Source organism: Caldalkalibacillus salinus (assembly GCF_016745835.1).
GTDB lineage: Bacteria > Bacillota > Bacilli > Caldalkalibacillales > JCM-10596 > Caldalkalibacillus_A > Caldalkalibacillus_A salinus.
On record NZ_JAERVL010000025.1, the window covers coordinates 46461 to 69754 of the forward strand.

Here is a 23294-nt window from a genome sequence, read left to right on the forward strand (position 1 = left end):
TCACTGAATCGTTACTACCTTTATATGCCTATACCTCGACAAACGGGTGTTTTAAGAGTAAAATATTGTGAAGGATACATACTAGCGATAAGGAGGTTAAAGTTGTGTTTGAAATAACTGCCATTATTATTGCCTTGCTTTGCGTTTGGGGATGCTTGAAGATGGTACGAGAAAAAAATCTTCTCGGTATGGGGATGTCTGCCACCGCAGCCGCTGTATTTGGGTGGTTTGCTGTGATGTCTATTTTATTCCCACAATAACCATAGGGGATTAAGTTCATCTTTTATCATGTGCTAAATAAAAATATTGCTTATATATACGGATAACCAATAACATGTTAAAAAAAAAAGACAATAGTTTTAAACAAAAAACGGTCGCTAAGGACCGTTTTTATTTTATTTCTACCCGAGGCATCATGTGCTTACATTTGCAGGTGTCATCCTATAGGTGCCAAACTAGTTTATTCTTCATAGCGGGCATACGCTTCGTTTGTTTCTTCAACCTCCACCCACTTCACTTGCGGTCGATTCGTCTTGCTCTCACATAAGGTCTTAATATGATTGAAAAAAACCTCCGCTACTTTCTCAGTGGAAGGGATCGCGCCCCCCTGTTCCGGATCAAATTCAGGAAAATCATTGAGGAGATGATGATCATAACGTTTCTCAATGGCGTGCTTCACCTCACGGAAATCGATGAGCATTTGGCTACTATCTAGCTCAGTTCCTTCAACGCAAAAGGTGACTTTATAATTATGACCGTGTACGCGTTCGCACTTCCCTGCCCCTTTGACACTGTGAGCACAGGACATCCAAAAATGTTTCACCAATGTGTACTTACCCATGTAAAACCAACTCCGTCTATATAAAATCAAGCTTCCATTGACAGCTTATTTTAATTCAAATGATTTAATTCAGGTTACATATCATTCAGCTTAATGCAGGTTATATATAATGCAGCTTAATTAATTCAGCTTATTCAATGTCTAGTCTTAACAGCTCAATACCGATCCACCCGTATGTTCGCTTTCATTATGTCTACTAAAGGTCTCTAAAGTAAGGTACTGATACGCATTGGCTGACAGACCATGTAACATTATATCAGGTTTTACTCTTCATTGGCATCTCAATTGCATAACGCTCCCTTTTTCCGTTTACAATAAGGTCAATCATTTAATACACAAGCGTTGTAAGCGTTATACCGAAATAGGTGTCACTTAAGTAAAATGATACCCTTTATGTTAATGCATGAGTGGAGGATGTTAAACATGTCTATGTGTCCAATTTGTAATGGTCTGGAACCATTTCAATACGTTTGTCCCCATTGCTCTCAAAACATGGATAATCAGGGGCGTCTGGCCGATTTTTTTGCTGATTACAGTCCTTATAGAGAGTACGATCATGTCGATATGTCCAATGGCTACGCAGACGTTCAAAATGAACAGTGTATTCATTACGCCTTCTGCACAAACTGTGGTCGTTCTGAAAATGTTGCTATACAGGAAGTGTCAACGAGAGACATATATGAATCATTATAATGCTTATTTACCTTTTTCCTTTTTTATCCTGAATGTCACGTTACCTTGACCTCTCCAGTCTAATTTTACCATAAGGATTTACGAAATAACAAAAATCAATGACGGATCATCTCCAAAGAAAAGGGTTGAAAATGGCAAAAGGACATATATATTATATAGTAAGGTAACCTGAGCTTTCGCTATTCAGATTATATTACGGGGTAGAAGGAGGAAGACAATTGGATAAAAAGAAGGTCAATTATAGGGTGAGTAACGATATTACACTTTCTGTCTATGACTTTTCAGATTACATCAGTTGTGCTGAAATTTTGTATAAGGGTCATTCCTACCATGCTTTTTGTACGGACCACGAGCAAATTGAAGACTGGATGGAAAACCCCGAAGAATTAGAAACGATCTGTCGGGAACATTTACTCAAACATACCGATGCAGACAAACCATCGCCCGCCTACGATTATCAAACCGTTGATCTGGATGAAGACTATCACGTGCAGTATTACCCTTATTCGGATTATCTACTGTGTATTGTGGTTTTACACCAAGATAGCGTTGTGCATTCGTTTTGCACTGATCATGCCACATTTGAAGAGTGGCAGGACGAACCTGATACTTTTTTGAGTGCTATTCATAAAATGTTAAGAAAATAACATCCGCCTAAGACATAAATCCTATATAATAAGACATAATGGATCTGTATTATCACAACATCTACCATTGGAGACCATCATGTTGAATAAGAAAATAGGATTTACACTTAGTTATGTTTTACTTGGGCTGATGATCTACACGTATCATGAAAGTTTATTAGACTGGATTAGTTCCGCCAACCTTAGACACATTCCCATCATCGTGGTCATCGCCACTTTAACCTCCTCTATACCAGTCGTTCCCTATCCAGTGGTTGGCTTTGTGATCGGCGCTGCTTATGGTCCCCTATTGGGGGGGATACTGATTTGGACTGGCTCAACATGTGCGTCTCTTGTTATATTTATTTTTGTCCGCCATGTTTTCCGTGATTGGGGAGACCGTTACTTAGAGAAAGATCATATAGTGGGAAAGATCACGGTATTATTTGAACGGAATGCGTTTCTTGCTATCGTCTTTACCCGCATGATTCCCATTGTGCCCTCTATCATCATCAACATATATGCCGCATTAAGTCACGTAAAGTTTGGCGTGTATGCGGTGGCCTCGGCTATTGGCAAAGTTCCGTCTATGTTATTGTTCGCCCTCATCGGTGACCAAGCTTTTTCCAATCCAGAAAACATCCTACTGACCGTTATCATCTATACAACGTTCCTAAGTATCGTGCTAAGTGCATATCACGTATGGAAAAAGAAAATAGCCTTAGGAGAAACCTCCTAAGGCTATTCAAATCCCATATATCGTTATACTCTATATGTTTTGTGTCAATTATTATAGTTTTACAACGTTTGAAGCTTGTGGTCCACGGTCACCTTCAACGATTTCAAATTCAACACGTTGACCTTCATCTAATGTCTTGAACCCTTCAGCTTGGATTGCGCTGAAGTGAACGAATACATCGTTACCCCCTTCAACCTCGATAAATCCATAACCTTTCTCTGCGTTAAACCATTTAACTGTACCTTGTTGCATGAACAAAAACCTCCTAAAACAATTTCTGGCATAAGCCAAATTTTTTGACTTACCTTAAAAGAGGGTGAAGGGAAACAAAAATAGTCCTACCAAAGTGGAGGCGTTACTTGAAATCCTCCTATTCGGTACGACTTCAAATCCCACAATCCATCTTTCTCAGTAATGCACTTAAAATTAAATATTAAGTCAGCTTTATAGTGACCTTAATATTTATTTCATGTTACAACAAAAAACTGTCGGTGTCAATTCCTGATCATGATTATTCAACTCCCAAATTTAAAATTCGAACTTACAATAGTAAAAGCCATGACAACGTCATGGCCATTAAAAAGGAGGTTTCTAGGGACACTGGAAACGGGAGGTTTGAATTAATGTAATATATCCTATGTATCCTTAATCACTTTGACAAGGCTGTCAACCATGCATGTCAGAAAAGGCGCATTCATTAATCTTTATAACTATAGTTGAATGCCCTGTCTGATTCTTTTCCCCTGCATAGTATATCGTAACTAAACAGGAAAGGAGGAGCATGCATGTCTCACTTTAACAACTTTTCTCTTATCGTAGTGCTGTTCGTTCTTCTTATCATCGTGGGATGCGGATGTAACATCTACTAATATTTAATATATAAATGAAAGGAGAATGCACACATGAGTTGGGGCTGTGGATGTAACTACGGTGGTTATGGTGGCAGTTACGGTGGATACGGACAACAAGGCTTTGGAGGGTTTGCCCTCATTGTTGTACTATTCGTCCTCCTTATCATCGTAGGGAATGGGTTCACCGACTAGTTAATCGTAAAAAAAGCACAACGATGCCTTTCGTTGTGCTTTTTTTCAATTTATTTTTAATAACGTGCCCCCCCCCCCGATAGCGAATATGTTTCTGTTTCGCCTTAAGAAGGAAACACTGACCTCGAGCATACTCAGCGTATGCCCTCTGATATGGATAATATGGCTAAGATTAAGATCATGCCCTTGAGTAAGTAAGAAAGTTTCTCTGATGAAACCTTGCTTGCAATCAATGCCCCAAGTTGCCCCCCGATTAAGGCACCAGGTGCTAAAATCATAAGTAGAAACCAATCGATGTTTTGCATGTATATATGACTCATACTCCCTGTGATTGAAGACAATAGTATAACAAACATTGTGGTTGCAATCGCCATGTGTGTTGGAAACCAAAAAAGTAGGATCATAGCAGGCACGAGTAATGACCCCCCACCTATGCCTAGCAAGCCTTGGACCAAACCGATGAGAAAACAAATACTTAGAGCAAGCACATAATGATAACCATATTCTACTGTTTGTCCTTGATCATCGGTGTATGTTCGGGTCATATGCCAGCGTATATCTTTTGGGGTCACTCGTTTGTTTTTAATCAGAAGGAAAAGAATAATGATCATCATAAATCCAAAAACAAGATGGAATAATTTCTCGTCTAGCCCCTGATTCAAATACGCGCCAGCTATGGACCCTGGTCCACTGGCGAGAAAGAAAAAGAATCCACTCTTGAAGTCCACTGTCTTTTTCTTAGCGTAGGATAGTGTGGACCCGAGTGCCGTGAAACTGACGACGAGTAAAGAGGTCCCTACAGCTATTTGTGGTGTGACATGTGCCAAGGGAGGAAATGTATGGCTCATAAACAATAGGCCTGGTACAACGAAAACACCACCTCCAAGTCCCACTAAACTCCCAACAGTCGATGCAAACAAGCCTAACAGGAAAACGACAATCCAAAACAAATACATTTTTATACTCCTATTCTATCGTTGAAACCTCCTAGTGGCCCTAGGAGGTTGACAGAGAATTTCACACATGCTTTTGATATCATTTTTGGCCGATCTGACGTCGCTTATACGCGCCATGATGGGTCGGTCCAATACCATGCCCGATAGCAAGGGATTCTTCTATAGCGCAGGTGATGAACGATTTAGCTGTCTGCGTCGCTTCACGAACATCCTGTCCCTTCGCTAAACCGGCTGCTATTGCGGCAGCAAACGTACACCCTGTCCCATGTGTATGCTTCGTTTCAATCCGCTTGGCTGGCAGGTATGTGACATCATGTCCATCGAACACGACATCCGTTGCATCGTCATCTGACAGGTGACCTCCTTTTAGCACGACGCAGGAGGCACCCATGGCATGTATACGCTTTGCGGCCTCCTCCATTTCTTCTAGAGATGTGATACGATCCCCACCTAGTATCACTTCTGCTTCAGGTACGTTCGGGGTGATGACGGAGGCAATAGGAATTAAGGCTTGTCTCACAGCCTCAATGGCCTCTTCCTGAAGTAAAGTCTGTCCCCCTTTGGCCACCATCACAGGATCAATGACAATGTTTTTCACGTTATACTTATTGAGGTAATCTGCAACAATTTCAATAATCTCAGAGCTGAACAGCATTCCCGTCTTAACAGCATCTACCCCAATATCAGATAATACGGCATCGAGTTGAGCGATGACAGCTTCCCTCGATTGGGGAAAGACACCGTGAACACCTTGAGTGTTTTGGGCTGTTAGTGCCGTGATGACTGACATCCCGAAGGTCTCTAACTCCTGAAAGGTTTTTAAATCTGCTTGTATGCCAGCGCCGCCTCCGCTATCAGACCCGGCGATTGTTAAAGTACGATAAACCACCATAATTCCTCCTCAGACCATACAGCTGCCCTTAGACCACAAATCTATGTGAAACGCATCGGATCAAACAGCTGTACGTTTATATTTGTTTGTTTCCCTTCATAGAGATCAGCAACAAGGGTTGCATTACGTGGGCTTAAAAGAATCCCATTTCTATAATGGCCACTAGAGATGAGCACATTTGGTAGATGAGGTAGCGTACCGATGAGGGGATAGCCATCTTGTGTGGCCGGTCTTAATCCAGCCCATTGATGGAATGGCTCCTCTTTTTCCATATAAGGAAAAAGTCTGCGACTCCATTTCTTCAAGCGCTGAATGCCTTTCTCAGTGGTTGAAACTTCAAAACCGGCTACATCTTCTGAAGCCCCACAAACAACACTACCGATTTCTTTTGATACGACATAGCCTTGGCTAGAAAACACCATATGTCTCACCTCTGTGGCTGGCCTGTTTTGGTAAGCACAGATTTGTCCTCTAATCGGAAAAACGGGAAGTTGAACGCCAAGTGTTTTTTCATAAGAAGAAGTCCACGCCCCGGTCGCTAGAATACATCGCTCAGCGTGAAAAACCCCTTGTTGTTCTGTATGCAAGTTAACGACATCTTGGGTCACTTCACCGATCGTCACTTCACCAACATGTTCCTGAACCTGGACACCTAGCCGCAGGCACGCCTCTTTTAGCGCCTGTACATAATGTGGCGCATAGAGATGGTGCTCCTCTGGATAATACATGGCCGCCGTTGCATCGGGCGTGAGATGTGGCTCCAACGCCCTAAGCTGTGGACCTTTAACGATCTCAGCCTGTACATCCCACCCGTTTTGCCATTCTAGGCGTGTCTCAAGTCCTAGCTCATCTGCTTCATGGAACACCACATGCAAACTCCCATTTGTGTTGTATTCAAAATCCATTTGTGATACTTCTTTCACGCGACTTTGCCACTCGGGATACATTTTCAGGCTTTGGTGGGCAAGGGTGAAGAAATCATCAGGATCTTCCCCTATCTCAGAGTAGGGGGCAAGCATGCCGGCTGCGGCTCCAGTTGCTTGTCCACCACATGCTCCACGTTCCAGTATTGTGATTTGATGCCCTCTAGAGGCAAGTTCAAAGGCGATGGCTAGACCGATCACACCACCGCCTACGATGATACAGGGTTGTGTTTTGCTCATCATTAATCTATCCTCTTCCCTTACTACTTAGAGATGTGTTCTAATACACTACTGGCTGTGGCGTATTTTTTCTTAGGGATCCGTCCGGCAAGGTAGGATAGCCGTCCGGCATCAATCGCTAGTTTCATCGCCCTGGCCATCTTCACTGGGTCTTTCGCTTTGGCCACTGGGGTATTCATGAGAACGCCAGACGCCCCGAGTTCCATCGCTTGAGCTACATCGCTAGCGGAGCCCAGACCAGCATCGACAATAATCGGGACATTCGCCTCTTCGACAATGAGCTGAAGGTGATAAGGGTTTAATATCCCTAATCCTGTTCCTATCGGTGCACCACCTGGCATCACAGCTGCTGCCCCCGCTTCTTCCAGCCGTTTACATAAGACCGGGTCATCTGAGGTATACGGTAAAACAACAAATCCTTCGTTCGCTAATACCTCTGTTGCTTTTAATGTTTCAACCGGATCCGGTAGCAACGTTTTTTCATTGACACTGATTTCAATCTTAATCCAATTGGATATGCCCGATGCCTTCGCGAGTCTAGCAATACGGATCGCTTCTTCCGCATTTTTGGCTCCGCTCGTATTCGGCAAATAAGTGAAGGACATCCCCTCTAAGTGCTGCAATATGGCATCTTCTTCCGGGTCTTCCAAATTCACTCTTCTAATGGCGAAGGTCAAAATCTCTGATTCGGACGCCTTGATCGCTTCTTGTTGAATATAGGGGTTCGGATATCGACCAGTTCCAATCATGAAACGCGAGCGAAACTTTTGCCCCCCTATTTCTAGAACGTCATTTTCTAAAATGTCCATTTGTGATCCTCCTCTTGGTCGCTTCGGCTTCGTTTAGCCGCCTCCCACAAAATGTACAAGCTCAATCTTCGCACCCGGTTCTAACTGATGATCCTCCCATATGGCGCGATCAATAATTTCACCGTTCACTTCGGCTACCACGTGCGCTTCTTTCAAGCCATAATGTTGAACAAGTTCTTGAACTGTTTGTAACTCCAGCTCTATTTGTTTGCCATTCACCGTTAGTTGCATGTTTGTCTCACTCTCCTCTCGCACGTTTAATCTCCTGACTAAAGGCAGCGGCGGTGGCCTTCACGTCTTCCGCACCAACGATGGCACTGATGACACAAATACGTCGGGCACCAGCCTTAAGAACGTCCTGAACGTTATGCAGTTTGATGCCACCAATGGCAACGTAAGGCATATCAACGTGTTCAGTCACCTGCTGAACGTAATCCAAGCCAACTGGGTCTACAACATCCGCCTTACTCTTCGTCTCAAACACAGGACCAACGCCGATATAATCGGCTCCATTTTTCTTGGCTTCCTGCGCTTCTTCCAGCGCGTGTGTGGAAATACCGATGATTTTATCTGGTCCGAGTATTTTCCTTGCCTCTTGTAATGGGAGGTCATCTTGCCCAAGGTGTATCCCGTCAGCGTCTACAGCGAGCGCTATATCTATATGGTCGTTGACGATAAAGGGCACATTGTATCTAGCAGTTAATGAGCGTAGCGCCTTGGCCATATCTAGCAATTCTTTTTTAGATTTGTCTTTCTCTCTTAATTGTACAATATCAGCCCCACCAAGAATCGCTTCTTCTATCACCTGTAGATAGTCCTTTCCTTGATAAAACTGTTCTCCCGTAATGACATAGAGATGGAAATCCTGCTTCAAGGTGAATCCTCCTTCATGTGTGTGTATAAACGCTCTTAGATCAATCCCGATTATAAGTTAGTACCAAAAAAATGTTAGTTCCAAAAAATGTCTGATACAAAAAGGAAGAAAGCTTCCTGTAAGAAAGCTTCCTCTTGTTCAGCCAGTATATGGACTTACGATGAAGACTTTCCTACGCTGGTACCAACCAGATCAGGTTCTTAGGGTTGTAAAAAACACCTTTACTCTCAGCCCTGTAGGGGGCACCCCTAGTCTTGTCAATCGTCTTTTAAGTTGTGACTACATGCTAAAGGCAAAGGTCATAGCTATAAGTTTGATGATCTAACCAGCCTTATTACAAGACTTTTATACTATTTCATCTCCTATTATAACATTGCGACACAGGTTTCTCTATTGTAAAGTCTCTATGTTTTATGGTCGTTTGATGTTTATACTGATGATGTCATAAAAGGTGCAGCAGAAATCTGCTGCACCCTTTTTATACTCTAATTATTATGATTCGTGTAATCTGCGTATACGTTCATTAAGATCGGGGTGACTAGAGAATAACTGAGACATCCCTTGTTTCCCACTAATTTTAAGCGTAGCGACAGACGATTGGCTATTATCCACGGCATGAACATGACGTTGTAGCGATTGTAGCGCATGAACCATCTTATCTTTACCGGCTAGGTGTGCCCCACCCTTATCAGCATGGAACTCACGGTAGCGTGAGAAGGCCATAACGGCAATGCTGCCTAGGATAGAGAACAGGATCTGGAACACGAGCACGGCAATAAAATGGACAATGCCTTGTAACTCAGGCTTGACAAAGCGTGACGCGGCAAAGGCGGCAATTCGTGCCAAGAAGACCACGAACGTGTTGACGACCCCTTGAATAAGGGTCATCGTGATCATATCGCCGTTTTCAATGTGCGCCACCTCGTGGGCTAACACCCCTTCAACAGCGTCGGAATCCATTGATTGCAATAGCCCTCTAGAAACAGCCACGAGTGAACGATTTTTGGTAGGACCTGTGGCAAAAGCGTTGACCTCTGGAGATTCGTAAATCCCAACCTCAGGCATGACCGTTATACCAGCTTTACGTGAAAGGTCGTGTACTTTATCTACTAGGGCTCTTTCAGCGGATGAAAGATTAGCATTCGGATCTAGTACGCGCACCCCCATCGCTTTTTTAGCCATCCATCTGGATATAGCCAGTGAGACGAAAGCGCCACTAAAACCGATCACGGCACTCAAAACGAGTAATTGTTGGTATTGGATCTTGCCATTATCAATGTAGCCCGTAAACCCAATCAAATTCAATACAATCATAATGGTAGCCAATACGAGTATATTGGTTAGTATAAATAGAAAAATTCTTTTACCCACTATACATCCCCCTTTAAATTTATCCCATTCTTTATGAGCTTATATATTTTTAATTATAAACGAAATAGAATCAAAATTTAGATCCCTTTTTTTGATCATTTCATGACATTTATTTTAACATAAACCCTTTACTTTGGAGAAAGGATTTCATGTGTGTTCGTCTCGGTTCACCTAACGTTTTGACCATCATGTCTGACCAAGTGTCTGTTCGCTTACCTTGCGTGCGTTCTTCATAGTAATGTTTCATAACATTGTCAAACTCTTCCACGTGAGACTCAATATGTTCGTAAGTGGGATATTCATTCTCAAAATAAATGGCTTCCTGTGGGAGTCGCGGCTTCTGTGCAGGATCTTGATCTGGATAGCCCATACACATACCAAAAACAGGGTAAACGAGGTCAGGTAGGTTCAGTAAGTCACTAACCTTTTGTATTTCATTACGAATTCCTCCAATGTAAACAGTGCCTAAGCCATGCGCCTCCGCTGCTATAGCTGCATTTTGAGCTGCGAGCGCCGCATCGACTGAGGCCACTAAGAACGGCTCTGTGTGATTGAAACTATCTGTTTCTACCCCCTGCTTGGACAACACATGCTCTAACCTGTTAAGGTCCGCGCAGAATACGAGGAAGTGTCCACACTGCTCGACATAGGACTGCTGTCCCGCCCATTCCGCTATTTGCCGTTTTTTCTCTTGGTCAGTAACACCTATGATGGAGTAGGCCTGAACATGACTCGACGTTGAAGCCATTTGCGCTGATGACAAAATATCTTCTTTGACATCCGCTGGAATAGGTTGTTGTTTAAATTTGCGGATAGAGCGATGGGATTGTAAGTGTTTTGTGATGTCTACTTGGTGTGTCATCGTTAAGTCAACTCCTTCAGTCATCGTGATCGTTATCTTTTATCATACTAAGTCAAAAAAATAAAAGTAAGTAGTATGGCCACTAAGGCAGCACTACCCGTACAGAGCGCATTAACGGCGTCGTTGTTTAACCATGTGGTCCCTTTGACGAGCCTGCCTGCCTGATGACAATGATGCTTATGTTCGGTCATACGCTGACATTTCGGACAATGGTATAAACCCTGCCATTTGGCTCCTACGAAGGTATCAACCCAATTCCCAATCCAACCAGCCAACCCCAGTAGGATGAGGATAGACGTAGTAGTAGCACCTAAGTCAACATTGGGGATATGAGACAATTGTTGATGTAAAAGCGGCCAGGAAACAAGGGCCGTAGACCACGCTCCAATCATACTTGCCACTGTTCCTGGTAAAGTAATACCACCGGACGTCCCTTTAGCCACTTTTTTACGCGTTAGTAGGTCGAGGGGTAGGGATGGACTGTTTTTACCAACTTCTGAAGCCCATGTATCCGAGCTCGCAGCGGCTAGCGAGGCTGCGAAACCGAATAACCACCATGGTGAGGGACTGAAAGCAAAGATCAGAGCACACCCCGCCGCTACTCCCCCATTTGCCAAGACCTGATAGGCATCTCGCTGATCACCTTTATGTTCAACCGCAACCGCCTGCGAACCATCTGACCCCTTTCTCCACTTACTTAAGTAAGAGGAGGTAGCAAAAAAGTAAGCCAACACTAAGAACCCAAGTAAACCTGTCCCCCCCACGACCGTCGTTCCAACCACAATCGCTGCTAGACTCCCTGACCGAGTTAAGTGTTGCTTATGGTAGGCCACGTACGCTAGGCTCATGCTGATAAGTGCGCCTAATCCCCACAACAATGATAGTCCTCCTTCTCCGGTTGGCATGTTTACCCCTGTGAACCTGCCATTGTCTGTTTCCTCCTAGTATACTACAATAAAAGGAATGAGTATAAGGAGTTGAGCTGATGAGTTACCAATTTGTATTTGATGAGCGCTTAGGCATTTCTCTACCCGTACTCGAGAAGCCTTGGGAGGACTATTCACTTGCTGAACAATCTCAAATGATTCTCGAATGGGAGTCCCACCGTTCAGATATTCCTGACAGGATAAAAGAAATTGAAAAAATAATCATTGGCAAACAACAAATGCTAAGCGTAGAAGAGAACTTTCAACGATCATGTGAATTAAATAAAGATATTGCAGAACTTGCAAGTGTCATTAATGACCTCAATATTTGGTTCCGTATTCAGCAAGACACACAACGCAAAATGCACGCCTAATGACTGGACGAGATTGGCAAAAAACGAACGCCCCCGGTGCGATATAAAACCGGGGGCGTTTAATATGCTATGAGCTGTGTTTGTGTTTTGCCTTGTTTGTTTGTTTAAAGTTTGATCGTGTTTTGTATTGTATTGGGTGTCTTTTTTGGTATCTGACTGACAAGCATGATGCAAAAGCTTTATTGGCAAAATATCACAGGGTGAATGTTTTGGCTAAGCCAGGGACCTTCTTACCCTTATGGTCATAGTAAGTGAATGATAATGTCTTAGCCCCCTCACCTTCTGCTACATCTAGAATAGCAAATGTAGGCACTGAAAATCCTCTCGGGTGTCTCAGGCTTCCTGGATTCATGTAAATGACGCCATCTTCTCGCTCACAGTAAGGCGTATGTGTGTGACCAAATAAGACTACATCAGCTCCTGCTTCCTGCGCTTTGTATTTCAGGTTTAACAAGGAAAACTCTACTTGATATAAATGACCATGTGTCACAAAAAATGTTAACCCCGCCCAATTCACAACTTGATCGTTGGGCACACCCGCACGGATGTCATTATTTCCTTTGACAAGGACCATCTTGTTTAATGGAAACATGTTCTCGTCAACACAAAAGTCCCCACAGTGGAAGCCTTTGTCAACCTTGACTTTTTCGGCCAGTGTTTTTAAATCTTTTTTCAAACCGTGCGTATCACTTGTGATTAAAGCTTTCATTTTAACCTATTACCGCTCCTTTTGTTTGCATAGTGCCTTTAATCAGTGACCGCTCCTTTAGAAGCCGATGATACCGTTTTGGCATATTTATAGAGCACACCTTTATGGTACTTCAAACCGGGTGCAGTCCAGGCACGTCTGCGTTGTTCTAAATCTTCGTCAGAAACATCCACTTTCAGTTCCTGCGTTTCACTATCAATGGTAATGGTATCACCCTCTTGAAGCAAACCAATCGGTCCACCCACTTGTGCCTCAGGCGCTACATGGCCTACCACTAAGCCGTGTGTGCCCCCAGAAAATCTTCCGTCCGTTAGTAGTCCAACTTTTTCTCCTAGTCCTTTACCAACGAGGATAGCTGAAATGGATAACATTTCAGGCATACCTGGTCCCCCTTTTGGGCCTTCATAGCGAATAACGAGAACATCCCCGGGATTGATTTGATCATTCAATACGGCTTCTGTTGCTTCTTCCTCAGAATCAAAGACTCGTGCTGGCCCCGTGATTTTCTTCACCTTTAGGCCCGACATTTTAGCCACAGCCCCTTCAGGTGCTAAATTTCCTCTGAGGATCACGAGAGGCCCAGTCGTCTTCAACGGTTCATCGAAAGAACGAATGACTTCTTGGCCTTCTTTTAAGCTATTTGCTTGCTGTAGGTTTTCTTTTAGAGTTTGTCCAGTCACTGTGAGACAATCTTCATGGAGTAAACCTTGATCTAAGAGTTCCTTCATGACAGCTGGCACACCGCCCACTTCAAACAGGTGTTGCATCACGTATTGACCGCTCGGTTTAAGGTCGGCAATATGAGGCGTACGCTCACGTATCCGTTCAAAGTCATCAAGGGAGAGATCCACATCAACCGCATGTGCAATAGCTAATAAATGCAGGATAGCGTTAGTAGAACCCCCCAGGGCCATGACAACGGTGATCGCATTTTCGAATGCTTCCTTCGTCATAATATCCTTAGGATAAATCCCTTTGCGTAAGAGATTCATCACAGCTTGACCGGCACGTTCACAGTCATCTCGTTTATATTCATTCGTTGCCGGATGAGAAGAGCTTCCCGGTAAGCTCATACCCATCGCTTCAATGGCGGACGCCATCGTATTTGCTGTATACATCCCGCCACATGAACCTGGCCCAGGACACGCTTGGCACTCAATCTCATGTAGCTCATCTTCATTAATCATACCTTTATTGTACTTGCCCACGCCTTCAAAAGCTGAGACGATATCAATGTTTTTTCCGTCTAATCGGCCTGGTTGAATCGTTCCCCCATATACAAATACAGCAGGGACCTCAGATCTGCCAATTGCAATCATACATCCGGGCATATTTTTATCACAACCGCCGATGGCCACAAAGCCGTCCATGCGTTCTGCTCCTACCACCGTTTCTATTGAGTCAGCGATGACTTCACGGCTGACGAGCGAATAATTCATGCCCTCAGTCCCCATAGAGATCCCATCGGATACGGTGATCGTGTTGAAAATCATGGGGGCACCGCCAGCTTGTCTCACGGCCTCTTTGGCTTTTATCGCAAGTTCGTCGATATGTACGTTACAAGGCGTCACCTCGCTCCACGTACTTGCCACACCGATCATCGGCTTTTTAAAATCTTCATCCTTAAAACCTACCGCTCTCAACATTGCACGGTTAGGCGCTCGATTCTCTCCTTCACTAATCACGTGGCTTCTGATGCGTAAATCCTGATTCTCGTTGTTTGCCATGTCTAGCTCCACTCCCTTTATTTGATTTTTCTGTATATTTAAAATATATATTTGTATATTGTATCATGCTTGTACGAAAATGTCACAACAAAAATAAAAGCACTGGCTCCAGGTCAGCCAATGCTTTTATTTTTGTTATTTTTTTCTTAATTGTCCCAACTCTGAGACAATCATTTGCGTCTCGCTCGTACTATAGTTATCTTTTGTCATAATATAGTCATATAAGTCTAATAAATCTTCGTAACGAGATAAATCAATGTCCTCTGACCTAATCATACCCGTATTGACCACTTGTAGCTTTTTATTCATCTGGTCAATGATAAAAGCAACGTTCTCCTGTGACGGCTCCTGTAATTCTCCAATTGGTTTACTCAAGATAACAACCCCTTGTGACATGTTGTTAGTATTATAACAAAATCAGGCCTAATTATAAATAAAGGGTCACACCCATAAAGGCACTGGCCATGACGAATTATTTTTACGGAACAATAAAAGTTTAGCTGAAAGCCAAGTTTGGTATCGAACAAAAGGAAGACATCTTATCATTAAAGGAGTGGTACCTATGTATAGGCTTTTGGGTATGATCCTACTCGTTAGCATACTCACAACAGCACCCGTTGCCATGGCAGCCGGAGACACACAATTTGCTACAAAAACTGAAAATTCCGTGACGCTAAAACAGAATAATCTAAGTATATCAAGTGAAGCAGAAACTGAAACCAACGCAGCATTAGATTCTGATTCAGAAACAAGCACAGACGTATCATATGACATCAGTGCTCATGCTACACAAGAGAACGATAAAACAATATTAACACTTACGATTACAACTCTCGAAAGTGGTCCATCAACCGACTTGAATGTCGACTTTGATTTCTCTTCTTCCGGAAGCATTGAAGTCGTCAATCATTCAGCAAACGTTTCGGCCACAACTTCACAGGAAAATCACCTGCAAGTCGATATTGACGATATTAATGAAGGAGACAGCGGCACTCTAGAGTTAATCTTTACGCCATCCTCTATTGACAATCAGTCCTATCAAGTCCCTTATAACGTGACATATCAACAGGATTTACTCCTTGAGTCTGAATTGTTATTCGAGATCGGTACCTCTATTGGTGAGGAGGACGGATCACAAGACGATGGTCAAAATGAAGATGGTTCGCCAGATGAAGACCCTCCTGCAGAGGAGGACCCTCAGGAAGAACCCAATCAACCTGAAGGCTCTGATGACCCTAACCAAGAAGAAGAGCATGATCAACCTGAGGAGCCGGGCAACAATGACCCCTCAAATCCTGATCAAGGGGAAACTCCTACATCTTCTCCTCAAGAGCCCGAAGACGGGGACCCTCACGGCGATCGACCAGATGATGAAGAAGTCCATTCAGACCCAGGCGAAGAAACATTACCACAAACAGGTTCTTGGATCAATTCCATGCTATGGTATAGCTTAGGTGGTATCTTACTTGTCATCGGAGCTGCTCTGTTTGTACGTACTCGGTTGCTTGGAGCTGAATAATGCATGGGCGTGAAAGGAAAGCGAATATTAACAATGATGGCGGTTATCTTTATATTTACAGGGATGATATGCATTTCGATTCCTACGTTTAGCAAGTTCATAGTGGATGCGAAACAAAAAGAACTGTCAAAAGAGTGGGAAGCCTTGCAATCCACTTATACATCCCCTCAACTCAATGATGAGGGGCGACGAGAAGCACATCATGAGTTCAACAGAGACGATACGGCAAGTGATGATATACAAGACCATCGCAAGCTCGTCAATGAAAACCAAGTGCTCGGCCAATTAGAAATTCCTAAAATTGATTTAGACGTTATGGTTAAGCCGGGGGTTGAAGAAGCCGTACTCGATCATGCGCTCGGTTGGATGACATCCACCAGTTTTCCGGGGGAAAAAGGGAATGTCGCCATTGCCGGTCATAGAAGTCACACGTATGGACAGTTTTTCCATCGCCTGGGAGAGATTGAAGAGGGAGATCAAATCACATTAAACACTCATTTTGCTACTTTCACATACGAGGTAGATGATATTTTGGTCGTTGACCCTACCGATGTATCCGTTATTGCACCGACTGACAAAGAAACGATTACCCTTATTACTTGCGAACCGCTGTATTCTAATGAATATCGTCTGATTGTTAAAGGCCATAAGACAAACATGACCTTGAAAGATGAAGCAAAAGCAGAAATTAATCCATGGTACAGGTTATAATAGACGATCAAAAAGACCAGCTGTGATCACAGCTGGTCTTTTTAGTGGCTAAAGGTGTTTAAGACAAATTCCACATCATAGGATGATTACGCATCCTACTAGTAGGGATTAACGCACACAACGGTGTGTCTTTTATATAAGTTGTATTTTTAGATGTATGTCTAAAGTCCAATTTTATTCGTATTGTGATGAACCAACCATCCCGCTCCAATGACCCCTGCATCATTGCCGAGCGTCGCCGGCGCAATGTCAATATGACCGGTAAGGTGAGGTAATCCGTACTTCTGATAAGCTTCACGGATGGGGTTAAACAGTACCTCACCTGCTTTAGACACACCGCCACCGATCACAATCTTCTCGGGGTTCAAAATAACAGCATAATTCCCTAACATGACACCTAACGCTTCTGCCGCTTGTTTAATGACGTGTCTTGCTAAGGCATCGCCATCTTCCGCTGCTTGAGCGACATCTTTGGCTTCGATGTTAGACTTGCCCTGTAACTTGGAATCTGGGTAATCACCCAAATGCTCCTTGGCTAAACGGACAATACCCGTAGCACTTGCGATCGTTTCAATACATCCAGACTTGCCACAGTTACAAGGGGCGCCACCTTCAGTAACGATCGTGTAATGCCCGATTTCACCAGCCACGCCACGATGCCCATGATAGATGTTACCGTTAAGTATGACGCCGCCTCCAACACCTGTCCCCAGTGTAATACACAGGAGGTCTTTGGTTCCTTCACCTGAACCTCTCCACATTTCACCTAATGCGGCCGTGTTTGCGTCGTTATCGAGAAAGACGGCTAGTCCCGTTTTCCCTTCTAATTCCGCTTTAAATGCAAAGTCCTTGAATCCAAGGTTAACAGCTTCATAAACGTATCCTTCTTCAACATTAACAAACCCAGGTACGCCTATCCCAACACCGTGTACTTGAGATCGATCGTAATCCATCTCACTCAAGGCCGACGTGATCAAATCATCTATCTGGTCAATAATGCCTTCCCCGCCTGCATCCTTAGCCGTAGGCGCATCAGATTTGTAGACGATTTGACCATCTGTATTTATCAGGGCGTATTTGACTGAAGTCCCACCTAAATCAATGCCTACGTACACTTGCTGACTCAATGTGCTTCATCCTTTTCCTTTTTTCTATGTCCATCATAATGATATACGATACGTGTCTACATGACTAGTCATATTCTAGGACTGACAAAAGGAAATAACTACTTAATACGTTCTTCTGTCTCTTCATCGAAGAAGTGTACTTTGTTCATGTCTAAGGCAAGTTTAAGCGTCTGCCCGTTACTGACGTCCGTTCTAGAGTCGACACGAGCAATAAATTCATTGTCATTTATGGAACTGTAGAGGTATGATTCTGCCCCCATTAATTCCGCAACATCAATATATGCATTAATGACAGACCCTGGTGAAGATTCGATAAACACCGGTTCGTCATGGATATCTTCAGGTCTGATACCCAGGACAACCTCTTTGCCCTCGTAGCCTTTTAGAAGTTTCAATTTGCCCTCTGGCACCTCTAATGTTTGTTCTCCCACTTTAAACTGATTACCGTCGAGTTTACCGTGGACAAAATTCATTGCTGGAGACCCGATAAAGCCGCCGACGAATATGTTATCAGGGGCATCATATACTTCCTTCGGTGTTCCGACCTGCTGAATGACACCGTCTTTCATAATGACGATTCTGTCCGCCATGGTCATCGCTTCAATTTGGTCGTGTGTGACATAGATAATGGTCGTCTCTAGACGTTTGTGTAATTTCGTAATTTCAGCACGCATCTGTACACGTAGTTTGGCATCGAGGTTAGACAATGGTTCATCCATAAGGAACACTTGGGGTTCACGCACAATCGCACGTCCTAATGCCACACGCTGACGCTGACCACCCGATAGCTCCTTAGGCTTACGATCTAACAGGTTTTCAATGCCCAAGATCTTTGCAGCTTGGTCCACTCTTTCTTTGATTTCATCCTTCTTAAACTTTCGTAGTTTTAGTCCGAAGGCCATATTATCGTACACGTTCATATGAGGATATAAAGCGTAGTTCTGGAATACCATAGCGATGTCACGATCTTTGGGGGCGACGTCATTCACGCGACGGTCTCCGATGTATAGGTCTCCCTCTGAAATCTCCTCAAGTCCTGCCACCATACGTAAAGTCGTTGATTTACCACAACCGGAAGGGCCGACGAAAACGATAAACTCTTTGTCATCAATATTTAAGTTAAAATCTTTTACCGCTGTTACAGTATCACTATAATGTTTGTAAATATGAGATAACTCTATGCCTGCCATTATTAGTTCCTCCTCTGTTCCCTTTTATATTATTGTAAGGGTTTACAGCACATAAAACTATTAGGCAAGTTGACAGAAAAAAAAGGTCTACTTCTTGTTCAATTTGCCCAAAGCTTGTATGGCGAGGTGAACTTTGACTGCGTCCTCAAACTTCCGGATATCCATCCCCGTTTTTTCAGTAAATTTATCCAAACGATACTGCATACTATTACGATGAATAAACAGTTGTTTAGCGGCTTCAGATATGTTTAAATTTTCTTGCAAAAATACTTGGATCGTATGAAGGAGATCTTGATCCTTGCGTGTGTCTCTCAACACTTGCTCAACAGCATATCCAGCATCTTCCTCACGAAGATGTCCCAACAAAGCATAAGTCAATAGATCTCTCATGTGAACAACGGATGTTCCCCATGAAAAAGGTAAACTGTGACGCAAGAAGCGTAGTTCTTGCTTCACCTGAGTATGAACATGACTTGGCATGGTAAAGGGTTCACCAATCGTCATTTTTGGATCGACCATCATTTCAGACATGACCGTACCTAGGAGATTCTGAACAATCTGTTGAATGTTATCCTGAACCGACTCAAAAGAAGGAATAATCCAGACGAAAGTATCGCTTTCAATACGCAGCAAATAACTCTCATCTTCGATGACACCTTTGACCCAATCTTCTAATGGACCATCTTCTTCAATTTGAGCTTCTGGTAGTATGATGTATACGAGACCAAAAAGATGGTCATGCCAACGGTCAAAGGTTCTCCACTCCTCCAACCAATACGAGGGCTCGTGTTGTATCACAGTCATCCAAAAGGATTGTTCTGTATTCCAATCTTTGTGAAGGGTGGAAGAGGCGATGTCGGACAAAGCATGGAGCAATGCCTCAGCATCTTCACTAAGTCTCGCTTTTTTAATCCCAATCCAGCCTACTTCCTCTAACCCTTCTTTTACTTGAATATAGTGATAATCACCATCTACATGTACGATGTCATCATCTGAATCGACTAGTTGTAAGTGGTTTTCCCCGTATATCCTTTTCATTTGTGCATACATCCATGTTTTTTTAATGTTGAGCATTACTTATCCACCCTGTGTCAATTGCTGGCGTTCTTTCTTAAGAATCATTTTAGCCGTTTGATAGTCTCTCAAATCGATCATCCCAAACTGATACAATTCATTAAATTCTTCCTCTATCAGGTCTAAGTCGGCTTCTTTATCCTTGGTATAAATGAAAGTTCCGAAAGTCCTAAGGTAAGCCTGTAGATCACCTATATGTGTGAAGCTTGTCCCTTCTACGTTCATGTGACCATCCACTTCCTTATTTATTTTACATCCTATTATAGCATTTTTATTAAACCGTAACAGACAATTAAAAGTCCGGGAATATGAGGATAAATTAATTTCAGTCGCCAATTTGTCAGCCTTCTATTTCCAAAAGCCATACCACAGATAATACTCCCTAATAGCAATAATGAGATCGTCATAGCTAAACCAAAGCCACCATCCTCATTCTGACCGTAATGGAAGCCTAGTAGACCTACGTCCAGGGTTATAGTCAAGCCGAACAAAAGCAGGTCTTGTTGACCTGGATAAATGGGTTTTTTCACAACAATAGCCACACCGATGGCAATTAATATGAGACTCACGAACACTTCAAAAAAACGGTAGGAGAAATATTCCTTTGCTAAATGTCCGATGAACGAACTGGCTAAGCTGACCATGAAGAGAAGAACAATGAGAGCTGCTAGATGATACCAAGCGACAAACACTTTTCTCGTGTATAGACCAAAACCTACAATGGCACCTAGGGCTACCGTAAACATCGATAACATCACCCACTTGAGAATTTCCATACGATTCTCCCTCCATCATAAAGAATATATGACTGGATGAAGTGTTTCATGCAAATATTTGTCCCAAGTGAAATGTGTACTTATAGAAATGGTGCTCAATAACAAAAAGAAGTGCCCCATGTATCACTAAGGCCCTTCTTTTTCGTGAAAAGACAATGTATTATGATGACAAGAGATAAGTATAGAGTACGACCGCTGTGTTAACCAAAGCGTCCTGATGTGTGCGTTCATGAGCGTGAGAAGCATCAATCCCCGGGCCAATGAGGCCATGAACAATATCGTGCCCTGAACGGATGGCGGCACTCGCATCAGAGCCGTAATAAGGGTAGATATCCACTTTATAGTACGCCTCTACCTGCTGTGCACAATCGATGAGTTTGTTTCTTAACTTAAGGTTGTAGGGACCACTCGCATCCTTGGCACATATCGATGCACAGAATTCATCCGTTTGCTGTCCATCTCCTATCGCACCCATATCAACAGCTAGGTATTCGAAAGTTTGTGGCGTAATATTTGAGTTTCCGCCATAACCAATTTCTTCGTTGTTGCTGATGAGGAAGTGCGTCGTATAAGGTAGTTGTACCCCTTCTTGTTTGATGTTTTTCATAAGCTGTAGCAAGATGGCCACACTCGCTTTATCATCTAAATGACGAGACTTAATAAAACCACTGTCGGTTACTTCAAACCGTGGGTCAAAGGAGACAAAATCTCCAACCTCTATCCCTAAATGACGGACGTCTGCCTCTGATTTAACTCGTGCATCGATCCGTACTTCCATGTTCTGCTCTGTACGCTCTTCATTCTCTCGATAGACGTGCACGGAAGCCTTAGTATGTAATATGGTACCCGTGTAAGTTTCACCTGAAAGCGTTTGAATTTGGCAGTACTCGCCCTCAATGGCATTCCACCTAAAGCCACCTATTAAGGTTAGCTTCAATCGGCCGTTGGATTTGATCTCTTTTACCATTGCCCCTAGGGTATCAACATGTGCTGTGAGCATGCGATGAGCCTGATTATTCTCACCTTGTATTGTTGCGATTAGTCCCCCTTTTCTATTTAAAGTATAAGGGATTTGCAGCTCTTCTAGATAAGTGGCTACATACTGTATGACTTGTTCTGTGTTTCCCGACGGACTGGGAATCTTCACTAACTGTTCCAAAGTTTCAATCATGTCATTGACACGAAGCTCTTTTTTTATATCCATATGACCCCTCCTAAGTTTTCTTTCTATCATACCATCTTGCATAAATGTTGTCCTTTCTCGCATATAAGTATAGTAACCAAGAATGATGCTAGAGGGATGATGTTTATGGAGAGGCACAAAAAAAGATGGCTCGTTGCTTTGCTACTGGCTTGTTTTGGTGTCACTGTATACACAAGCTATGCCCTTTTATTTGAAGACGAAGCACTCACCCCTCCGTCCATCCTTAAGCATCATAAGCCCCAGCTAGAATTTCATCCGATTGACGCTGACGTGCAATTTATCGACGCCTATACCCGTGTCATTCTGGACAGTCGAGAAGGCAGCTCACATACACTCACGGTTCATGTCACCTCAGAAACGTCAATCCCGACCACCATTAGACAGGATGTGGCCCTCGTCTATGCTAACGGTGTACTGGCTGACCGTGTCTATGGAGGTGAAAAGGAGACCGCTTTTTTAAGTCAAGATATGTATATTCAAGGCCAAGGATCGACGCGTTATGATGTCATTACCTTTCACCATGCTGAAATAGAAAAAGAAGACGATAGCATGACAAGTCAACAAACACTCAGTCAAGACCGTGTATACTTATTAAGTTCAGCCATTACCTCCTCGTCCCTCTTTCGTGAAGCACAGACAAATACTCAAAATCATTGGAAACGCATTCTAGATAACGCCATTGAAGATAATTGGTCTTACCAGTGGCAACACCTTATGGAACACTTTGAATTAGATCAACGGGATTACACAGTCATTCCTTTGTATGAACTTCATGAATATACCACGCAGAGCTTTCCCGGTTTTGATCAAGACCAGACGACATTATTATTAGGCTTAATTTGGGAAACATTATTTGAACGTTATATTCTAGAGATACACCCTGACGACCATCATAAAGAACAACCTCAAGGAAGTATCATGCCCATCATCCTCGTGGCCAACGACCAAACCCATGTAAGCATCCTGTTTCGAACAGCGGAGGGTAAAGAAGTCCAAATCGAGCATCCCATCTCTTTCAAAAATAAAACAACAGAAGAGTGATATCCCTCAGGGTAGACATGGCTGTGGCCCACTGATCTACACGTTTG

Annotated in this window: 30 protein-coding genes and 1 riboswitch; of the genes, 10 read left to right on the forward strand and 20 right to left on the reverse strand. The window is 43.2% G+C overall.

Translation table 11 applies throughout. The annotated features are described in order from the left end of the window. Nucleotides 1-104 precede the first annotated feature (104 nt). Nucleotides 105-260, forward strand: a complete 156-nt coding sequence (locus JKM87_RS14225; protein WP_336885186.1) for a DUF2759 family protein — start codon at nt 105-107, stop codon at nt 258-260. 200 nt (nt 261-460) lie between these two features. Here JKM87_RS14225 and JKM87_RS14230 read toward each other — a convergent pair whose 3' ends face one another. Next, complete coding sequence (locus JKM87_RS14230; protein WP_202081039.1) at nt 461-841, reverse strand: 6-pyruvoyl trahydropterin synthase family protein; 381 nt, start codon at nt 839-841, stop codon at nt 461-463. Between the two features lie 492 nt (nt 842-1333). Here JKM87_RS14230 and JKM87_RS14235 point away from each other — a divergent pair, with 492 nt between their 5' ends. From JKM87_RS14235 to JKM87_RS14245, 3 genes are all read left to right on the forward strand, one after another. Beyond that, nucleotides 1334-1534 carry a hypothetical protein gene (locus tag JKM87_RS14235; RefSeq protein WP_202081040.1) on the forward strand — a complete coding sequence of 67 codons (201 nt, stop codon included), beginning with the start codon at nt 1334-1336 and terminating at the stop codon, nt 1532-1534. Nucleotides 1535-1752: 218 nt separating this feature from the next. After that, nucleotides 1753-2181: a hypothetical protein gene (locus JKM87_RS14240; RefSeq protein WP_202081041.1), complete on the forward strand. Its 429-nt coding sequence runs from the start codon at nt 1753-1755 to the stop codon at nt 2179-2181. An 82-nt stretch (nt 2182-2263) separates the two neighbouring features. Beyond that, nucleotides 2264-2899 carry a TVP38/TMEM64 family protein gene (locus JKM87_RS14245; protein WP_202081042.1) on the forward strand — a complete coding sequence of 212 codons (636 nt, stop codon included), beginning with the start codon at nt 2264-2266 and terminating at the stop codon, nt 2897-2899. 51 nt (nt 2900-2950) lie between these two features. On the opposite strand, the gene JKM87_RS14250 is transcribed toward JKM87_RS14245, so the two are convergent. Further along, nucleotides 2951-3151 carry a cold-shock protein gene (locus JKM87_RS14250; protein ID WP_202081043.1) on the reverse strand — a complete coding sequence of 67 codons (201 nt, stop codon included), beginning with the start codon at nt 3149-3151 and terminating at the stop codon, nt 2951-2953. A 533-nt stretch (nt 3152-3684) separates the two neighbouring features. Between JKM87_RS14250 and JKM87_RS14255 the strand changes: the two genes are divergently transcribed. Both JKM87_RS14255 and yjcZ read left to right on the forward strand, forming a co-directional pair. Continuing rightward, nucleotides 3685-3768: a YjcZ family sporulation protein gene (locus JKM87_RS14255; RefSeq protein ID WP_202081104.1), complete on the forward strand. Its 84-nt coding sequence runs from the start codon at nt 3685-3687 to the stop codon at nt 3766-3768. 33 nt (nt 3769-3801) lie between these two features. Next, on the forward strand, nt 3802-3942 hold the full coding sequence (yjcZ, locus tag JKM87_RS14260; protein ID WP_202081044.1) for a sporulation protein YjcZ: 141 nt from the start codon (nt 3802-3804) through the stop codon (nt 3940-3942). Nucleotides 3943-4076: 134 nt separating this feature from the next. Here yjcZ and JKM87_RS14265 read toward each other — a convergent pair whose 3' ends face one another. The 9 genes from JKM87_RS14265 to JKM87_RS14305 all read right to left on the reverse strand — a co-directional run bounded on the left by JKM87_RS14265 (nt 4077) and on the right by JKM87_RS14305 (nt 11747). Next, nucleotides 4077-4898 (reverse strand): sulfite exporter TauE/SafE family protein, encoded by an 822-nt coding sequence (locus tag JKM87_RS14265; RefSeq protein WP_236838843.1) that lies wholly within the window; start codon nt 4896-4898, stop codon nt 4077-4079. Nucleotides 4899-4977: 79 nt separating this feature from the next. Then, entirely contained in the window at nt 4978-5790 is an 813-nt protein-coding gene (thiD, locus tag JKM87_RS14270; protein ID WP_202081045.1) for a bifunctional hydroxymethylpyrimidine kinase/phosphomethylpyrimidine kinase, read from the reverse strand. 41 nt (nt 5791-5831) lie between these two features. After that, entirely contained in the window at nt 5832-6956 is a 1125-nt protein-coding gene (gene thiO, locus JKM87_RS14275) for a glycine oxidase ThiO (protein WP_236838844.1), read from the reverse strand. Nucleotides 6957-6976: 20 nt separating this feature from the next. Beyond that, nucleotides 6977-7762: a thiazole synthase gene (locus JKM87_RS14280; protein ID WP_202081046.1), complete on the reverse strand. Its 786-nt coding sequence runs from the start codon at nt 7760-7762 to the stop codon at nt 6977-6979. Nucleotides 7763-7795: 33 nt separating this feature from the next. Next, the gene (thiS, locus tag JKM87_RS14285; protein ID WP_336885187.1) at nt 7796-8017 is read right to left on the reverse strand and encodes a sulfur carrier protein ThiS; all 222 of its coding nucleotides are present in this window, start codon (nt 8015-8017) and stop codon (nt 7796-7798) included. After that, the gene (gene thiE, locus JKM87_RS14290) at nt 8001-8636 is read right to left on the reverse strand and encodes a thiamine phosphate synthase (RefSeq protein ID WP_202081048.1); all 636 of its coding nucleotides are present in this window, start codon (nt 8634-8636) and stop codon (nt 8001-8003) included. The genes thiS and thiE overlap by 17 nt, the downstream gene beginning before the upstream one ends. Before the next feature lie 152 nt (nt 8637-8788). Beyond that, nucleotides 8789-8896, reverse strand: a riboswitch (TPP riboswitch). 232 nt (nt 8897-9128) lie between these two features. Then, nucleotides 9129-10007: a protease HtpX gene (htpX, locus tag JKM87_RS14295; RefSeq protein ID WP_202081049.1), complete on the reverse strand. Its 879-nt coding sequence runs from the start codon at nt 10005-10007 to the stop codon at nt 9129-9131. A gap of 109 nt (nt 10008-10116) precedes the next feature. Beyond that, nucleotides 10117-10893 (reverse strand): oxygen-insensitive NADPH nitroreductase, encoded by a 777-nt coding sequence (gene nfsA, locus JKM87_RS14300; RefSeq protein WP_236838845.1) that lies wholly within the window; start codon nt 10891-10893, stop codon nt 10117-10119. 23 nt (nt 10894-10916) lie between these two features. Further along, complete coding sequence (locus tag JKM87_RS14305; RefSeq protein WP_202081050.1) at nt 10917-11747, reverse strand: DUF92 domain-containing protein; 831 nt, start codon at nt 11745-11747, stop codon at nt 10917-10919. Nucleotides 11748-11854: 107 nt separating this feature from the next. On the opposite strand from JKM87_RS14305, the gene JKM87_RS14310 reads away from it, so the two are divergent. After that, entirely contained in the window at nt 11855-12169 is a 315-nt protein-coding gene (locus JKM87_RS14310; protein WP_202081051.1) for a hypothetical protein, read from the forward strand. 193 nt (nt 12170-12362) lie between these two features. Here JKM87_RS14310 and JKM87_RS14315 read toward each other — a convergent pair whose 3' ends face one another. From JKM87_RS14315 to JKM87_RS14325, 3 genes are all read right to left on the reverse strand, one after another. Further along, on the reverse strand, nt 12363-12878 hold the full coding sequence (locus JKM87_RS14315) for a metallophosphoesterase family protein (RefSeq protein WP_202081052.1): 516 nt from the start codon (nt 12876-12878) through the stop codon (nt 12363-12365). A gap of 38 nt (nt 12879-12916) precedes the next feature. Continuing rightward, nucleotides 12917-14605: a dihydroxy-acid dehydratase gene (ilvD, locus tag JKM87_RS14320; RefSeq protein ID WP_202081053.1), complete on the reverse strand. Its 1689-nt coding sequence runs from the start codon at nt 14603-14605 to the stop codon at nt 12917-12919. Nucleotides 14606-14740: 135 nt separating this feature from the next. Beyond that, nucleotides 14741-14980, reverse strand: a complete 240-nt coding sequence (locus tag JKM87_RS14325) for a DUF1128 domain-containing protein (RefSeq protein ID WP_236838846.1) — start codon at nt 14978-14980, stop codon at nt 14741-14743. Between the two features lie 187 nt (nt 14981-15167). Between JKM87_RS14325 and JKM87_RS14330 the strand changes: the two genes are divergently transcribed. Next, nucleotides 15168-16124 (forward strand): LPXTG cell wall anchor domain-containing protein, encoded by a 957-nt coding sequence (locus JKM87_RS14330; RefSeq protein ID WP_202081055.1) that lies wholly within the window; start codon nt 15168-15170, stop codon nt 16122-16124. A 33-nt stretch (nt 16125-16157) separates the two neighbouring features. Further along, a complete protein-coding gene (locus JKM87_RS14335) occupies nt 16158-16835 on the forward strand; it encodes a class D sortase (RefSeq protein WP_202081056.1) in 678 nt (225 codons plus the stop codon). A gap of 161 nt (nt 16836-16996) precedes the next feature. On the opposite strand, the gene JKM87_RS14340 is transcribed toward JKM87_RS14335, so the two are convergent. The 6 genes from JKM87_RS14340 to JKM87_RS14365 all read right to left on the reverse strand — a co-directional run bounded on the left by JKM87_RS14340 (nt 16997) and on the right by JKM87_RS14365 (nt 22206). Further along, nucleotides 16997-17962 (reverse strand): ROK family glucokinase, encoded by a 966-nt coding sequence (locus JKM87_RS14340; protein WP_202081057.1) that lies wholly within the window; start codon nt 17960-17962, stop codon nt 16997-16999. Between the two features lie 98 nt (nt 17963-18060). Beyond that, the gene (locus tag JKM87_RS14345) at nt 18061-19152 is read right to left on the reverse strand and encodes an ABC transporter ATP-binding protein (protein ID WP_202081058.1); all 1092 of its coding nucleotides are present in this window, start codon (nt 19150-19152) and stop codon (nt 18061-18063) included. Between the two features lie 87 nt (nt 19153-19239). Then, a complete protein-coding gene (locus JKM87_RS14350; RefSeq protein ID WP_202081059.1) occupies nt 19240-20226 on the reverse strand; it encodes a PucR family transcriptional regulator in 987 nt (328 codons plus the stop codon). A 3-nt stretch (nt 20227-20229) separates the two neighbouring features. Next, the gene (locus tag JKM87_RS14355; RefSeq protein WP_202081060.1) at nt 20230-20451 is read right to left on the reverse strand and encodes a YqgQ family protein; all 222 of its coding nucleotides are present in this window, start codon (nt 20449-20451) and stop codon (nt 20230-20232) included. 35 nt (nt 20452-20486) lie between these two features. Beyond that, nucleotides 20487-21002, reverse strand: coding sequence for a hypothetical protein (locus JKM87_RS14360; protein WP_202081061.1), 516 nt, complete (start codon nt 21000-21002; stop codon nt 20487-20489). A 160-nt stretch (nt 21003-21162) separates the two neighbouring features. Continuing rightward, nucleotides 21163-22206 (reverse strand): M42 family metallopeptidase, encoded by a 1044-nt coding sequence (locus JKM87_RS14365; RefSeq protein ID WP_202081062.1) that lies wholly within the window; start codon nt 22204-22206, stop codon nt 21163-21165. A 105-nt stretch (nt 22207-22311) separates the two neighbouring features. On the opposite strand from JKM87_RS14365, the gene JKM87_RS14370 reads away from it, so the two are divergent. Further along, nucleotides 22312-23247 (forward strand): hypothetical protein, encoded by a 936-nt coding sequence (locus JKM87_RS14370; protein ID WP_202081063.1) that lies wholly within the window; start codon nt 22312-22314, stop codon nt 23245-23247. Nucleotides 23248-23294: the final 47 nt, after the last annotated feature.

Excerpts from the sequence above, each read along its gene's own strand:
- JKM87_RS14230 (WP_202081039.1), bottom strand. The coding sequence starts at position 841 with ATGGGTAAGTACACATTGGTGAAACATTTTTGGATGTCCTGTGCTCAC.
- JKM87_RS14235 (WP_202081040.1), top strand. The coding sequence starts at position 1,334 with ATGGATAATCAGGGGCGTCTGGCCGATTTTTTTGCTGATTACAGTCCT.
- JKM87_RS14250 (WP_202081043.1), bottom strand. The coding sequence starts at position 3,151 with ATGCAACAAGGTACAGTTAAATGGTTTAACGCAGAGAAAGGTTATGGA.
- JKM87_RS14255 (WP_202081104.1), top strand. The coding sequence starts at position 3,685 with ATGTCTCACTTTAACAACTTTTCTCTTATCGTAGTGCTGTTCGTTCTT.
- yjcZ (WP_202081044.1), top strand. The coding sequence starts at position 3,802 with ATGAGTTGGGGCTGTGGATGTAACTACGGTGGTTATGGTGGCAGTTAC.
- JKM87_RS14265 (WP_236838843.1), bottom strand. The coding sequence starts at position 4,898 with ATGTATTTGTTTTGGATTGTCGTTTTCCTGTTAGGCTTGTTTGCATCG.
- thiD (WP_202081045.1), bottom strand. The coding sequence starts at position 5,790 with ATGGTGGTTTATCGTACTTTAACAATCGCCGGGTCTGATAGCGGAGGC.
- thiO (WP_236838844.1), bottom strand. The coding sequence starts at position 6,956 with ATGATGAGCAAAACACAACCCTGTATCATCGTAGGCGGTGGTGTGATC.
- JKM87_RS14280 (WP_202081046.1), bottom strand. The coding sequence starts at position 7,762 with ATGGACATTTTAGAAAATGACGTTCTAGAAATAGGGGGGCAAAAGTTT.
- nfsA (WP_236838845.1), bottom strand. The coding sequence starts at position 10,893 with ATGACTGAAGGAGTTGACTTAACGATGACACACCAAGTAGACATCACA.
- JKM87_RS14310 (WP_202081051.1), top strand. The coding sequence starts at position 11,855 with ATGAGTTACCAATTTGTATTTGATGAGCGCTTAGGCATTTCTCTACCC.
- JKM87_RS14315 (WP_202081052.1), bottom strand. The coding sequence starts at position 12,878 with ATGAAAGCTTTAATCACAAGTGATACGCACGGTTTGAAAAAAGATTTA.
- ilvD (WP_202081053.1), bottom strand. The coding sequence starts at position 14,605 with ATGGCAAACAACGAGAATCAGGATTTACGCATCAGAAGCCACGTGATT.
- JKM87_RS14330 (WP_202081055.1), top strand. The coding sequence starts at position 15,168 with ATGTATAGGCTTTTGGGTATGATCCTACTCGTTAGCATACTCACAACA.
- JKM87_RS14335 (WP_202081056.1), top strand. The coding sequence starts at position 16,158 with ATGATGGCGGTTATCTTTATATTTACAGGGATGATATGCATTTCGATT.
- JKM87_RS14345 (WP_202081058.1), bottom strand. The coding sequence starts at position 19,152 with ATGGCAGGCATAGAGTTATCTCATATTTACAAACATTATAGTGATACT.
- JKM87_RS14350 (WP_202081059.1), bottom strand. The coding sequence starts at position 20,226 with ATGCTCAACATTAAAAAAACATGGATGTATGCACAAATGAAAAGGATA.
- JKM87_RS14355 (WP_202081060.1), bottom strand. The coding sequence starts at position 20,451 with ATGAACGTAGAAGGGACAAGCTTCACACATATAGGTGATCTACAGGCT.
- JKM87_RS14360 (WP_202081061.1), bottom strand. The coding sequence starts at position 21,002 with ATGGAAATTCTCAAGTGGGTGATGTTATCGATGTTTACGGTAGCCCTA.
- JKM87_RS14365 (WP_202081062.1), bottom strand. The coding sequence starts at position 22,206 with ATGGATATAAAAAAAGAGCTTCGTGTCAATGACATGATTGAAACTTTG.
- JKM87_RS14370 (WP_202081063.1), top strand. The coding sequence starts at position 22,312 with ATGGAGAGGCACAAAAAAAGATGGCTCGTTGCTTTGCTACTGGCTTGT.